This is a genomic window from Lactiplantibacillus paraxiangfangensis (assembly GCF_036246185.1).
Lineage (GTDB): Bacteria > Bacillota > Bacilli > Lactobacillales > Lactobacillaceae > Lactiplantibacillus > Lactiplantibacillus paraxiangfangensis.
The window spans coordinates 39,762-52,215 of record NZ_BTPW01000017.1 but is presented as its reverse complement, the minus strand read 5'-3'; the positions used below and the strand labels follow the sequence as shown (position 1 = coordinate 52,215).

The following is a 12,454-nucleotide window of genomic DNA, read 5'->3' as shown; positions in this document are numbered from 1 at the left end:
AATAAAGATGAAATCTGTCTAAATTTTCCAGATGAGGAGTGGATCAATATGTCAGATATGAGTCCCAAGGAATTTAAACATATTTTAGTTGGGGTCGATGACTCCGATGATGCTCAGATGGCTTTTCGGTATGCCATCAACCGTGCTAAAACGGACGGTGCTAAGTTAACCATTGTGTCAATTTTAGAGCAACAAAATATGAACGTGTACGAGGCAATGAGTAAGGACTTTATCCATGGTCAGCGTAAGGATTTGGAAGAGCACGTTGTGGAGTATCAAAAGTTAGCGCAGGAATTTGGGGTTAAAGACGTTAACGTCGTCGTTGACGAAGGTGACCCTGGTGAAACCATCGTTAAGGATATCATTCCAGCGATTAAGCCTGATTTATTAGTGATCGGCTCCGTTTCCAAGCAGGGCGTTCGGAAGTATTTCGGCTCACAAGCGGCCTACATGGCTAAGAATGCGCCAATTTCTGTGTTAGTGATTCGCTAAGCAGGACGGTATTAATTTAAATAAAAAAAGCGAGTGGCCCCGTGGTCGCTCGCTTTTGTGCTAAAATGGTTGAACAATCTAAAACTAAACGGAGAATACCATGAAATCAATCAACTTACATTTGGTCGTTGCGGGGACGACTTACTTTAATCAATTGGACCGGTTCCAAGGATGGAGTGGCACCCCACTAACGACCGCGGGTCAACAAGCAAGCTCAAACGTCGGCCAACAGTTGACGGACGTTCATTTTGATACGGCGTTTGCTAATGATACGAGTCGGAGTATTCAGACCGGCCAAGCGGTACTCAAAGCGGCAACTGCTAATGTCGAACTCCAACTTCTCAGTACGTTACGGGCACCGTTTTTTGGTGGTTTTGAAGGCTTAAACCGTGCCGATGTCTGGTCGGGGTTTGCAACCAAGTTGGGTTATAGTAGCTTGGAAGCTTTTGCTGCGGATCAAACGCCTAGCGAATTGCAGACGTTACTGCATGACCATGATAGTGAAGGGTTGGCAGAAAGTGGTATGGAGTTTTGGCAACGGTATACCCAGGGCTTAAAGGCCGTTTGGACCGCCACACCGGATCATGGCAACGCACTTCTGATTTTAGACGATGCCAGTTTACGTGATTTGTGGTACCGGGCGACCGGCGAACAAGCGCACCGCGCAACTTTGGCGCCCAGCCAATATGTCCACATGACCTTTGATGGGGATAACTTAACTTTGGTAGATTAAAAGTTATGCACAGTGGATAACGGATAAAAATGTTATCCACAAGGTGTTTATCCCCACGCTTGCGATGGTCTGAAAAATGCGCTAATGTGGATTTGAATTAAAATTAATTAACTAGGAGTTTTTAAAGATGCAAGTAAACGTAGTAACGAGTGTTGTAGCGGGCCAAGAAACGGTTAAGACCGCTGACGTCCAGGCTTTTATGGATGCTTTAAGTGAGCAAGCGGGTAAGAACTTTACGTTTGTCATGGATACGGATTACGGCCAAAGTTTGACGGATCACAGTGCGGATGTCTACTTGGTTTACTTTGGTTCACAAGCAAACTTATCACCAGAACAACGGGCCCAAATGATCATCTACTATTCTGATGAAGATGTGCATAACTTGGATACCCACCGGTTTGTGGATATGTTACAACAACTAGATAAGAAATAAACGGATTTGTGTTAGGAAGTGTGCACATGCAGTTGTTAATATTAGGACTCATTGCCATTGGCTTATTTGTTTTAGAAGAATTCGTATTTACGGCGAGTCGGTACTTTTGGGTAGGCGGCATTGTGCCCATCCTGTGGACGCTCTTTTTGGCGTACCTAGTGGTCATGAATGCGGCTAACTTGGATGTTCGCGACTATACGCTGGCCATCATTGCCGTTGTTATTCCCTACGTTTGTTGGGGCAATGGGTATCAGCGGGGCGTTAACCGGCGGGCAAAGCGATGATTAGCGCGGTTAAAGCGGACCAGCTTCCGCGTGAATTATTGCTGGCAGCTGATCCCGATTGGTCAATCGTCCAAAAGTATTTGGAACATGCGGCCTGTTATGCCGAATGGGTAGACGATCAGATTGTCGGTCTGATCGTTTTGACGTCTCGGGATGCAACAACGTATGAAGTACAAAACTTGGCAGTTGCGCCGAGTTATCAACACCGGGGGATTGCAAAGCGCTTGTTGGCGTTTGCAATTCAGCGTTGTCGTCAAGATAAGACCTGTCAGACCCTCTGGGTTGGGACGGGCAACTCGTCTTTACGTCAGTTAGCGTTATATCAGCACGCTGGTTTTGAGATGCAGACGGTGTTGGTGGACTATTTTGTGGATAACTATCCAGAGCCGATCTACGAAGACGGATTGCAGTGCAAAAGTATGGTGCGACTGTGCATAAAAACTAATTAGGGAGTGAAGGATCGATGTGGCGAGCAGGAAACTTAATCAGTAGTTGGTTTTACGGCGCAATTGCGGTCTTTATGATCATGTTCTTTACGGCTCATCAGACCGTTAACCGGATTATTTTACAATTTAACCCGCTGGTGATTTACAGTATTATCTGTGCGTTGATTCTTTTTCCAATTGTTAAATACCGGTGGCCTAAGATTTTTCAAGTCTGGCATAAGAAGCCGACGCCCCCGTCGACGCGACCAGATGATGACCAGGTTATTCAAGATTCCGGTCGGCCGTGGTCGGTGGCGGCTAAGCGGACCAAGCCAAAGCCCGTACCAAGTGCGTTAACACCACAAGTGGAAGCCAAGAGTGACTTTATGGATGGCTTCATCAACTTTTTCAAAAATATTTTGATGGCCTTGATTTTGGTACCGCTGAGCCCGTTTGTGTGTGGCTTTTTCTGGGTTCAAGATCGGCGAACGGGTGACCACCATTAAACGGCAACGACAGGTCAGTCACTGGCTAGTGCCCATTATGATGGTGTTAGTTATTGGTGGAATGGCGTTGGTTAGCCCGAACCAGTGGGGACAATTTACCGTCTTACTGGTGGGGTTGATCTTAGTGGACCAGTGCCGGCCAGGCCGTGCGTTGAATAGTTTAGTTATCCACTTATTAACGAAGTAAATAAAAGTTATCAACTGTGGATAAACCAGTATGTGGGTTTTCAACAGCCCATGTGGTGATAACTGTGACTAAAAAGGCGACCAGAAATCGGAAAATTTCTGGTCACTTTTATTTTGGATAACTTTGAGTCAAACAAACCCGCAAGTCAAAATGGCTTGCGGGTTTGTTTATTAAACATTATGGTTGGAAGTTGTTAATGTACTGTTTCCGGTTTTGCCAAGGCCAAGCCTTAACAACACCAATCATTTTACTTTGTGGCACGAGTCCCCAGTAACGACTATCGTTGGAGACGCTGCGGTGATCCCCCATGACGAAGTAGTAGCCCTTAGGAACCTTATTCGTCGTAACGGACTTCTTCCAGCCCTGATCGTGGCTCAGACTGTCGAGTGTCCAGCCGGTCACCTTACTGTGGCTGTTAGGCATGAAGGAACCGGTCGTCTGTTGTGACTGGTTCTTCAAGTAGGTCTGCTTAACCAGCTTGTTGTTGACGTACAGCTGACCGCTACTGGTATAACGGACGGAATCCCCAGGCATCCCGATGACTCGCTTCACGTAAACGGCGTTTTTAACGGTTTGATCTGGATCTAAGTTGTACGCGTCAAAGACGACAACTGATCCAGCTTTAATCTTGCTTGTTTTGAAAGCGACGACGCGTTCGTTATTCTGAAGGTTAGGTTGCATCGACGTCCCGTCAACCTTGACCATCGTAAACCAGAATTGACGAATCAGGAATGCGAGCAGTAGCCCGATGACAATCGGCACGACCCAGCTCATGATTGTTTTAAATGTTTTCACGATTTTATCTCCCTTAAATATGTGTATAACTCTTATTATAAACGATGGGTCCCATTTGGCGAGCTAAAAAAAGCTTAAAAGTTAGTTATAGTTAAGAAAATGGGCGTGATTGCTTTTAGAAATGGTTGTTATCGGTATTGAAATCGGTCTCATTATTTGGTTAACTAGGTCGGTAAGCTAAATTAGGATGGTGAATTAAAGTGAAATCACAAAAAGAACGCATGCTAGCGGGTGAGTTGTACGTTGCCCAAGATGAAGAATTAGGCCGTGAAAATAAACGCGCCAAGCGGTTGACGCGCTTATTCAACCAATCAACTGAGGAACAGCAAGAAGAACGGCAACGCTTATTAAACGCCATGTTTAAGCAATTTGGTGCTGGGGGTTACGTCGAACCACCGTTTCATACTGATTACGGGACCAATACGGTTATTGGCAAAAACTTTTATGCCAACTATGACGCTATCTTTGTAGATTGTGGTCCCATCACGATTGGGGATAACGTCTTTATGGGTCCCCGCGTGGGCTTGTATACGGCGGGTCACCCCATTGATGCGGGCATTCGAGCGGAGCAGTTGGAATATGGTAAGGGAATTACGATTGGCGACGACGTCTGGTTTGGCGGTAACGTGGTCGTGAATCCCGGTGTCACCATCGGTAGTAACGTGGTGATTGGGTCCGGTTCAATCGTGACCCACGATATTCCCGATAACGTGGTGGCGGTTGGCAATCCGTGCCGGGTCTTGCGTCCCATTACGCAACAGGATCATGATGAGTGGGCCAAACAGAAAGCTGCTTATTACGCGGATCGGTAGAGCTACGGTAATGCACACAAAAAGGCTTCTCAGAACCTTCTGAGAGGCCTTTTTTCTTTATACGAAGGTTGAAATTAATGTATTTTGGTGTCCTTATTCTTTTTAGTGTCTGCTTGATCCTTTTTCTCAATTCGTCGGAAAAATAGGGTGTTTAAAAAGTAGGTGAACGCAATCATGAAGACGATGAGTAATAAGATGGTTCCGACAGCTTCGGTGACCATGGGATTTGTCCCCCTTTTAAAATGATGTTAACTCATTGTAGGACCGGATTAGGGCGTTTGCAAGTTTGCTTAGTTTAATAGTGTAAACTTAACCGCCCGGATGAAAAGTGGGGTATCATAAAGTGTAAGCGAATACATTAGGAGGTGCTGGGATGGCCTATATTGAAGTCATTAACGAAGCACGTACATTTAAAAATGGTGAGCAGCAGACGGTTGCGAACGCGGATATCTCGTTTGAGGTTGCCAGGGGAAGCGTTGTGACAATCCTGGGTCCTAGTGGTGCCGGAAAATCGACGTTACTGAACATTCTAGGTGGCATGGATAGCCCAACGAGTGGGCAAGTATTGGTGGATGGAACCGATATTGCCCAATTATCAGCCCGGCAGTTGACCACTTACCGGCGCCAAGACGTTGGCTTTGTTTTCCAATTTTATAACTTAGTCCCGAACTTAACGGCCCGGGAAAATGTGGAACTGGCGTCACAGATCACTAAGGGTGCGTTGGACGTTGACCAGACGTTGGCGCTAGTCGGACTGACCGAGCGCGCCCGGAACTTTCCCGCCCAATTGTCAGGTGGGGAACAACAGCGGGTCGCCATTGCGCGGGCCGTTGCTAAGCAACCTAAATTATTGCTGTGTGATGAGCCGACCGGTGCGCTGGACTATCAAACGGGGAAACAAGTTTTGCAGGTGATTCAAGACGCCGCCCGTAAAACGCAAACAACGGTCATTATCGTGACCCATAATAGTGCGATTGCGCAGATGGGGGATCAGATTATCAGGATCAATGATGCCCGGGTTCAGTCGGTCCAACATAATGCGCACCCGACGCCACTAGCCGAAATCGAATGGTAGGTGGGAAGCAATGACAACCGCATATTTAAAGACAATTTTGCGCGAAATCTGGTCGTCTAAGGCCAGATTCGCTTCAATACTATTGATCATTTTCCTCGGCGTTGCTTTTTATACGGGGATTCGGGCGACCGGTCCCGATATGTCGCAAGCTGCTAAGGACTATTACCACCAGCAACAGCTGGCCACCAACAGTGTTCAATCCACGATGGGGCTGACAAAACACGATACGCAGGCTTTGGCGCAGCACAAGGACCAGATTATCACCCAACCCGTTAAGTATTTAGATGTGAATCAGCTTAATAATAACCGGGTCGTACGGGTCACCGAATTGCCTAAGACCCAGAAGCTGAATCAGTTGCGGCTGGTTGCGGGGCGGTTACCCAAGGCGGCTAACGAGATCGTCCTGGATAACCAAGCCCGGCAGTTACAATCGAAACTCAAAGTTGGGGCCACTTATCGAATTGTGAGCACGAAGGCCCTGAATAAAAAGTTGACCCGCCAGACGTTTAAAATTGTTGGCTTTGTGAACTCACCGACTTACGTCGAAAATGCGAGTCGTGGGGTAACGAACGTTGGTAAGGGAACCTTGGATTATCTCGTGTACGTTCAACCGAAAACGTTGAAGCAGTCCGTTTACAGTAGAATCGATGTTCAGTTTAAGAACCTCACCAACGTCACGCCGTATTCGACGCAGTATCGGCGGTTAAACCGGCAGAATAAGGTGGCACTGAAACGCTGGTTAAAGCCCCAAGCTAAAAAACGGCAGGCGACTTTAAGGGCGTCAGCGAGCCGTAAACTAGCGCTGCTACAAACGGCGGTAACTGGTCTGCAGGCACAACTGCCAGCCAATGCGCCTCAACTGGTGGCGTTACAGGGTAAGTTAAAAGCTGCCCAATCCCAGGTTGCGGCAATTAAGACGCCGACTTATTTATACAGCGACCGTAATGATAACCCGGGTTATACCGAGTACCATGAAAATACGCAGCGGGTGGTCGCGTTATCCACCGTCTTTCCACTGTTCTTCATCGCAATCGCCGCGTTAATTTGTTTAACAACGATGACGCGAATGGTTGAAGAACTCCGGTTACAGATGGGGACCTTAAAAGCGTTAGGCTACAGCAATACTGCAATTGGCAGTGAATTCTTGATTTACGGGGGGCTCGCCGCATTGATTGGGACCGTCCTGGGGGTGGCCTTTGGGGTTAACTTCTTCCCACGGTTCATCGCGCAGGCGTACGGCAGTATGTATAATTTACCAGCTATTCATGTCCAATACCTCTGGACCGATATCTGGGTGGCGTTAGCGATTGCGTTAGTCTGCACGTTAGGAACGGCGCTCGTTGTTTTGCGGGTCGATCTGCGCAGTAACCCTACACAGCTACTTCAACCGAAAGCCCCTAAAGCGGGACAAACGTTATGGCTAGAACGCTGGCAAGGATTATGGCGCCGGCTAAGCTTTAACCATAAGATTACGTTACGGAATCTCTTCCGTTATAAACAACGACTGTTGATGACCGTGTTAGGTATCGCCGGTTGTATGGCGATGATGATTACGGGATTCGGGTTGAAGGATTCGATTGGCGATATCAGTACGAAACAGTTCAATGAACTGTGGCATTACGACGCGGTCGTCACGCGGAGCGGCAATGAAACGTCCGCGCAACGGCGCGCCTTGGCAAATTCGAACTTGTACCGGTCCGACCTAAAACTATTATCTAAACAAGTAACTATTCAAAAGAGTGGTGTCGCGGAGCAAACGGCCACGTTAGGCGTTCCCGCGCAAACAACGCAATTACAAAAGTTTGTTGTTTTACGCAACCGGAAGAGTCAGCGTGCGGATCATTTGAACGCGACGGGGGCGGTTATTGATGAAAAGCTGGCGAAACTCTATCACGTTAAAGTGGGTGACAGGTTAAACGTTAAGCTGGCTGGACAGGCCGCCAAGCCAATCAAAATCAGCGCCATTGCGGAAAATTACGTCAATCACTTTGTTTACTTGAGCCCAACCGCTTACCGCCGTGCGTTTGGTAAGCAACCCGTGTATAACGCAAACCTGGTTCAATTTAACCGGGCAAGCGAAAGCCGGGCCAACGGGTACGCCGACCAACTATTAAAACACGCGGGCATCTTAAACGTCACGTTAATGAGTACTGAAAAGAAGACGAACTTTAAGATGCTCGATAGTATGAACTTAGTCGTTTTAATCTTTGTTATTTCGGCGGGTGCCCTGGCATTAGTCGTACTTTACAACTTGACGAACATTAACGTGTCGGAACGAATCCGGGAACTCTCGACGATTAAAGTCTTAGGCTTCTATGATGGCGAAGTGACGATGTATATTTTCCGCGAGAATTTGATTCTCACCTTACTAGGGATCTTCTTCGGGTGCTTCTTAGGTGACTGGCTTCACGCTTACATCTTGCAAACCGCGGAGACCAACGCCTTAATGTTTTCACCGGATATTCACCCGCTGAGTTACGTTTATTCAGGACTGTTGACCTTAGCCTTTAGTTTGCTGGTCATGTTGTTAATGCACTGGAAGTTGAAACGAGTCAATATGTTAGATGCGCTAAAGTCCGTTGATTAGGTTAATTGGCTTGAACAACCGGTGTAAAAGTGCTGTAATTTAGGTAGAACGATTAAATTGATTATATCAGTTTATACAGAATGTTAATGGGGATGAAGATATGGATGAAACAGAACAAGCATTAACGGACATTGTGAAAATGAATACGGTGAACGACCATGAAGAATTGGTCGCTAACTACCTACAAAAACTATTTGCAGACCATGGAATTGAGTCTAAATTAGTGACGTATTCGCCAGGACGTGTGAGCTTAGTGGCTGACATTGGTGATGGTAACGGGCCTTTAGTTGGGTTTGATGGTCACGAAGATACGGTTGCATTGGGTGATGCCAGCAAATGGGCGTCCGATTCGTTATCCGCAACGATCAAGGACGGCCACTTGTATGGTCGGGGCGCAACGGATATGAAATCCGGTTTAATGGCCGGCGCCTTTGCGTTCATTCATTTGCATGATCAAGCCGTACCGCTCCACGGAACGTTGCGTTTTATGGCAACGGTTGGGGAAGAAAATGGTCATTTAGGTGCGGACCAGTTAGTTGAAATGGGCTACGCTGATGGCATGCAAAGTGTGATTGTTGGTGAACCTAGCGGCGCGGACAAGCGGCTGCTTGGTCAAAAGCAGATCCAAGCCATGCTGGGTATTGATGGTACAACGGCTGAAAAAATGGCCGCAGCCAATCCAACGGGCGAACAACACTTTATCGAGTTAGCGCATAAAGGGTCGTTGACGTATACGATTCATTCTCAAGGAGTCGCTGCGCACAGTTCCATGCCAGAACTAGGAAAAAACGCAATCGAGGCGTTACTGACTTTCTATCAGAAACAGGCGGACTATTTCAAGCAGCATACGGCAGCGGTCAACCCGGTACTAGGGCCAACCGTACCCGTCGTTACGCTGATTAATGGTGGCGAACAAATTAACACCGTACCGGCGAGTGCTGAAATGGGCGTTAAGATTCGGACGATTCCCGAACTCCGTAACGATAAGATCATTGCGGATGTACAGGCCATTATTGATGAATGCAATGCGAATGGGGCACAGTTGTCCATGGACATTTCCAGCAGTTTCTATCCGGTACACACACCGGAGGACGCGCCACTGATTCAAGCCGTAAAAGCAATTGGTGAAGCCGTGCTTGAACAACGGTTACCATATTTTGGGGCTCCTGGTGGCACGGACGCTTCTTCGTACATTGTTAAAAATGACAAAATGCAGATTGTCGTCTTTGGTCCCGGAAACATTACCGCGCATCAAGTAAACGAATACGTGGATTTGGATATGTATCATCGGTTTATTAAGTTATATGAACAATTAATGACCAAATTATTGGCCTAGAAAGAGTGCGGTAAAGGGCGATTAGTTTGTGAGCATTAACGTGAAATCAGCGATTATTCCTGGGTTTGGAATGGTCGCTGATTTTGGGTTAAGTGGAGCAAACTGCCCCTGTATCACACGTTTCGACCATAATAATAGGAAAAACCGTTCAAAAACATTTAATGTTTTTGAACGGTTTTCTTTACCAGATTATTTTGTTAGTAATTTTATTCCTGATGGCCAAAGCGTTGCAGGTAGTTGGCAAAATCTTCGTGGTCCTGAGTGACGCCAGCTTCCTTTTCTTCGTACCAATTGATTTTATCGTTCAAGATTTGCAAGTGATGTTGGACTTCCGTGAATTGAACCAAAAAGTCAGCTTTAACTTGTTTTAACAGTTCCAAACGTTGTGGAATTGTTTGATCCCCAGCGGCCCGCCAGACGACGTACTGTTTGAGTTCACTAATACTCATGCCGGTTCCTTTGAGGTGTAGCAAAAATTTGACCCAGTTAACGTCGGCTGCTTCGTAATAACGCCGGCCATTTGCTAGTCGGTGTGGTTCAATCAAGCCTTCATTTTCATAGTAGCGTAGCGTGGGTGCGCTGAGACCAACGGCTTTGGCGAAGTCGCCAATTGAGTAACGAACTTCCGTGACAGTTGCCATAGTAAGACCTACTTTCTTAAAGTTACTTTAACAATGATAATAGCACAAAAACTTATTTTAACAAATTTGAACTTTTGTGTTGACTTAAAGTGTACTTTAAGTTGTAATCTAAATTCATCGATTAGGAATTCAGTCATTTAAAGGAGAGCTTAAAATGGAAAAAGAAGCAAAAAGTGGCGTATTTGGCTTAGGTGAAGAGAACGTGGCTTATCAAAAATACTTTATTGGCCAAAGCTATTTGAATAGTTTAGCTGGTGGGGATGACATTGACGTGAACGTCGCCAATGTTACCTTTGAACCAGGATGCCGTAATAACTGGCATATTCATCACGATGGCTACCAAATTTTGTTAGTGACTGGTGGCGAAGGCTGGTACCAAGAAGCTGGGAAACCCGCACGCTTGTTACACGCTGGGGATGCCGTAACGATCCACGAAGGCGTTAAACACTGGCACGGTGCCACTAAGGATAGCTGGTTTAGTCACGTAGCAATTACGAAAGGTACGAGTGAATGGTGCGAACCCGTCGACGATGAAGCATACGCAAAATTAGGTTAAGGAGGAAGCAATTATGGCTGAAAAACAAACTGCAGGTCGCGATAACTTGGGACAATTAGCACCCAAGTTTGCGGAACTAAATGACGACGTCCTATTCGGTGAAGTGTGGTCGCGTGAATCCAAATTAAACTTACGTGACCGGAGCATGATCACGATTGCGAGCTTGATGACAAGTGGGAGTTTTCCACAGTTAAAAGCCCATTTTCAAATGGGAAAGGCCCACGGGATTACTAAGGACGAAGCGGTTGAAATTGTGACCCACCTTGCCTTTTACGCGGGCTGGCCTAAAGCGTGGTCCGCAATGGCGTTAATCAAAGAAGTTTACGGCGAATAAGGAGAAAATCAGTGACAGTTAAAGATAAAGTAATTGTGATTACTGGTGCCTCGTCTGGCATCGGTGAAACGACCGCCAAACTGTTAGCCAAGCACGGTGCAAAAGTTGTTTTGGGTGCACGGCGCGCGACACGTTTGCAGGCCGTAGTCGATGATATTCAAGCCGATGGTGGTCAGGCGGTCTACCAAGTAACGGATGTGACTAAACCAGCGGAAGTGCAACAACTCGTTCAACTCGCCCAAGATAAATTTGGCGGCTTAGACGTGATTTTCAATAATGCAGGTATCATGCCAACGTCCCCAATTAGTGCATTGCACACGGATGAGTGGAATCAGATGATCGACATTAATCTCAAAGGGGTCTTGAATGGCGTTGCGGCCGTAATGCCAATTTTCACCGCCCAAAAGCACGGTCAGATTATTACCACTTCTTCGGTAGCCGGTATTAAGAGCTTTGCAGGCTCAGGGGTCTACGGTGCCACCAAGTTTGCGGTTCGGAACTTGATGGAAGTCATTCGGATGGAAAGTGCTCAGGAAGGGACTAATATTCGGACGGTCAGTCTCTACCCAGCAGCTATCAATACTGAATTGTTGCACACCATCACAGATAAAACGGCCAAGCGCGACATGGATGCCTTTTATCAACAAGTCGGCATTGAACCATCGGCGGTCGCAAACGTGGTAAACTTTGCCATTGATCAGCCGGAAGATGTCAACGTTAATGAATTCACGATTTATCCAACTAAACAGGCTTAAATCAATAAAAGAACAGGCGCCAAAATTAGTCCTAGTGACTGATTTTGGCGCCTGTTTTTATTTGGCCTAAAGGTTGAAATGATTGTTGATGACATACTAGCAGTTATTTTTAAATTAGTCGCTCCGTCGGACAAAATCGGGTGCTGTGGGGGACGGCCCCAGCCACGGTGCGGTCTGGAACCTCGATTCAAAGCCGATAACCCACGTCTTTGAATCGCCCGGCAAGATTGGCATAAGAACCGTCTGCCAATCTTGCCGACACAGCACACCGACTTTGTCCGACTCCGCTAATCACGCTTTTTCGGTCGTTGATAATTTAACTTTGTTGAATGATCGGAGGTTGTCGCTGATAGCACCGGTCGTGATTGTGTTCTTAGGACGACGAATTTTTCGTCCTTAGAACACGGACGGTCTGGGACAGTTGCGTTCTTTGCAATTGTCCCAGACGAGAATCAAGACATTTTTCAGGCTTGGCCCGGTCCCACGACCGCGTGTTATCAGCG

Annotated in this window: 17 protein-coding genes; 14 read left to right on the top strand and 3 right to left on the bottom strand. The window is 46.8% G+C overall.

Annotation, left to right across the window (positions count from 1 at the left end):
• The first annotated feature begins 48 nt into the window (after nt 1–48).
• The 7 genes from AAA939_RS10285 (at nt 49) to AAA939_RS10255 (ending at nt 3,060) form a co-directional block, all read left to right on the top strand.
• Complete coding sequence (locus AAA939_RS10285; RefSeq protein WP_057706616.1) at nt 49–492, top strand: universal stress protein; 444 nt, start codon at nt 49–51, stop codon at nt 490–492.
• 100 nt (nt 493–592) lie between these two features.
• Nucleotides 593–1,225 carry a histidine phosphatase family protein gene (locus AAA939_RS10280; protein WP_338210679.1) on the top strand — a complete coding sequence of 211 codons (633 nt, stop codon included), beginning with the start codon at nt 593–595 and terminating at the stop codon, nt 1,223–1,225.
• Nucleotides 1,226–1,352: 127 nt separating this feature from the next.
• The gene (locus tag AAA939_RS10275; RefSeq protein WP_057706618.1) at nt 1,353–1,658 is read left to right on the top strand and encodes a hypothetical protein; all 306 of its coding nucleotides are present in this window, start codon (nt 1,353–1,355) and stop codon (nt 1,656–1,658) included.
• Between the two features lie 26 nt (nt 1,659–1,684).
• Nucleotides 1,685–1,942: a hypothetical protein gene (locus AAA939_RS10270; protein ID WP_338210677.1), complete on the top strand. Its 258-nt coding sequence runs from the start codon at nt 1,685–1,687 to the stop codon at nt 1,940–1,942.
• Entirely contained in the window at nt 1,939–2,391 is a 453-nt protein-coding gene (locus AAA939_RS10265) for a GNAT family N-acetyltransferase (RefSeq protein WP_338210675.1), read from the top strand. The genes AAA939_RS10270 and AAA939_RS10265 overlap by 4 nt, the downstream gene beginning before the upstream one ends.
• Nucleotides 2,392–2,405: 14 nt before the next feature.
• Entirely contained in the window at nt 2,406–2,873 is a 468-nt protein-coding gene (locus AAA939_RS10260; RefSeq protein WP_338210673.1) for a hypothetical protein, read from the top strand.
• Nucleotides 2,860–3,060 (top strand): hypothetical protein, encoded by a 201-nt coding sequence (locus AAA939_RS10255; RefSeq protein ID WP_338210671.1) that lies wholly within the window; start codon nt 2,860–2,862, stop codon nt 3,058–3,060. The genes AAA939_RS10260 and AAA939_RS10255 overlap by 14 nt, the downstream gene beginning before the upstream one ends.
• Before the next feature lie 177 nt (nt 3,061–3,237).
• On the opposite strand, the gene lepB is transcribed toward AAA939_RS10255, so the two are convergent.
• Nucleotides 3,238–3,855, bottom strand: coding sequence for a signal peptidase I (gene lepB / locus AAA939_RS10250; RefSeq protein WP_338210669.1), 618 nt, complete (start codon nt 3,853–3,855; stop codon nt 3,238–3,240).
• A gap of 200 nt (nt 3,856–4,055) precedes the next feature.
• Here lepB and AAA939_RS10245 point away from each other — a divergent pair, with 200 nt between their 5' ends.
• The gene (locus AAA939_RS10245) at nt 4,056–4,667 is read left to right on the top strand and encodes a sugar O-acetyltransferase (RefSeq protein WP_057706625.1); all 612 of its coding nucleotides are present in this window, start codon (nt 4,056–4,058) and stop codon (nt 4,665–4,667) included.
• A 74-nt stretch (nt 4,668–4,741) separates the two neighbouring features.
• Here AAA939_RS10245 and AAA939_RS10240 read toward each other — a convergent pair whose 3' ends face one another.
• Entirely contained in the window at nt 4,742–4,888 is a 147-nt protein-coding gene (locus tag AAA939_RS10240) for a hypothetical protein (protein WP_338210667.1), read from the bottom strand.
• Between the two features lie 152 nt (nt 4,889–5,040).
• On the opposite strand from AAA939_RS10240, the gene AAA939_RS10235 reads away from it, so the two are divergent.
• The 3 genes from AAA939_RS10235 to AAA939_RS10225 all read left to right on the top strand — a co-directional run bounded on the left by AAA939_RS10235 (nt 5,041) and on the right by AAA939_RS10225 (nt 9,665).
• On the top strand, nt 5,041–5,742 hold the full coding sequence (locus AAA939_RS10235) for an ABC transporter ATP-binding protein (protein ID WP_338210666.1): 702 nt from the start codon (nt 5,041–5,043) through the stop codon (nt 5,740–5,742).
• Between the two features lie 10 nt (nt 5,743–5,752).
• Entirely contained in the window at nt 5,753–8,329 is a 2,577-nt protein-coding gene (locus AAA939_RS10230) for an ABC transporter permease (protein WP_338210664.1), read from the top strand.
• A gap of 100 nt (nt 8,330–8,429) precedes the next feature.
• Nucleotides 8,430–9,665, top strand: coding sequence for an ArgE/DapE family deacylase (locus AAA939_RS10225; RefSeq protein WP_338230869.1), 1,236 nt, complete (start codon nt 8,430–8,432; stop codon nt 9,663–9,665).
• Nucleotides 9,666–9,871: 206 nt separating this feature from the next.
• On the opposite strand, the gene AAA939_RS10220 is transcribed toward AAA939_RS10225, so the two are convergent.
• Entirely contained in the window at nt 9,872–10,306 is a 435-nt protein-coding gene (locus AAA939_RS10220) for a MerR family transcriptional regulator (protein ID WP_057706629.1), read from the bottom strand.
• Between the two features lie 154 nt (nt 10,307–10,460).
• Between AAA939_RS10220 and AAA939_RS10215 the strand changes: the two genes are divergently transcribed.
• From AAA939_RS10215 to AAA939_RS10205, 3 genes are read left to right on the top strand one after another with little or no spacing between them, the layout of a single operon-like run.
• Nucleotides 10,461–10,862: a cupin domain-containing protein gene (locus AAA939_RS10215; RefSeq protein WP_338210659.1), complete on the top strand. Its 402-nt coding sequence runs from the start codon at nt 10,461–10,463 to the stop codon at nt 10,860–10,862.
• 13 nt (nt 10,863–10,875) lie between these two features.
• The gene (locus tag AAA939_RS10210) at nt 10,876–11,196 is read left to right on the top strand and encodes a carboxymuconolactone decarboxylase family protein (protein WP_057706631.1); all 321 of its coding nucleotides are present in this window, start codon (nt 10,876–10,878) and stop codon (nt 11,194–11,196) included.
• An 11-nt stretch (nt 11,197–11,207) separates the two neighbouring features.
• Nucleotides 11,208–11,951, top strand: coding sequence for an SDR family oxidoreductase (locus AAA939_RS10205; protein WP_338210656.1), 744 nt, complete (start codon nt 11,208–11,210; stop codon nt 11,949–11,951).
• Nucleotides 11,952–12,454 lie beyond the last annotated feature (503 nt).

Bases quoted from the DNA above. Each gene is read 5' to 3' on its own strand.
- AAA939_RS10285 (WP_057706616.1), top strand. From the start codon at position 49: ATGTCAGATATGAGTCCCAAGGAATTTAAACATATTTTAGTTGGGGTC.
- AAA939_RS10280 (WP_338210679.1), top strand. From the start codon at position 593: ATGAAATCAATCAACTTACATTTGGTCGTTGCGGGGACGACTTACTTT.
- AAA939_RS10275 (WP_057706618.1), top strand. From the start codon at position 1,353: ATGCAAGTAAACGTAGTAACGAGTGTTGTAGCGGGCCAAGAAACGGTT.
- AAA939_RS10270 (WP_338210677.1), top strand. From the start codon at position 1,685: ATGCAGTTGTTAATATTAGGACTCATTGCCATTGGCTTATTTGTTTTA.
- AAA939_RS10265 (WP_338210675.1), top strand. From the start codon at position 1,939: ATGATTAGCGCGGTTAAAGCGGACCAGCTTCCGCGTGAATTATTGCTG.
- AAA939_RS10260 (WP_338210673.1), top strand. From the start codon at position 2,406: ATGTGGCGAGCAGGAAACTTAATCAGTAGTTGGTTTTACGGCGCAATT.
- AAA939_RS10240 (WP_338210667.1), bottom strand. From the start codon at position 4,888: ATGGTCACCGAAGCTGTCGGAACCATCTTATTACTCATCGTCTTCATG.
- AAA939_RS10235 (WP_338210666.1), top strand. From the start codon at position 5,041: ATGGCCTATATTGAAGTCATTAACGAAGCACGTACATTTAAAAATGGT.
- AAA939_RS10230 (WP_338210664.1), top strand. From the start codon at position 5,753: ATGACAACCGCATATTTAAAGACAATTTTGCGCGAAATCTGGTCGTCT.
- AAA939_RS10225 (WP_338230869.1), top strand. From the start codon at position 8,430: ATGGATGAAACAGAACAAGCATTAACGGACATTGTGAAAATGAATACG.
- AAA939_RS10220 (WP_057706629.1), bottom strand. From the start codon at position 10,306: ATGGCAACTGTCACGGAAGTTCGTTACTCAATTGGCGACTTCGCCAAA.
- AAA939_RS10215 (WP_338210659.1), top strand. From the start codon at position 10,461: ATGGAAAAAGAAGCAAAAAGTGGCGTATTTGGCTTAGGTGAAGAGAAC.
- AAA939_RS10210 (WP_057706631.1), top strand. From the start codon at position 10,876: ATGGCTGAAAAACAAACTGCAGGTCGCGATAACTTGGGACAATTAGCA.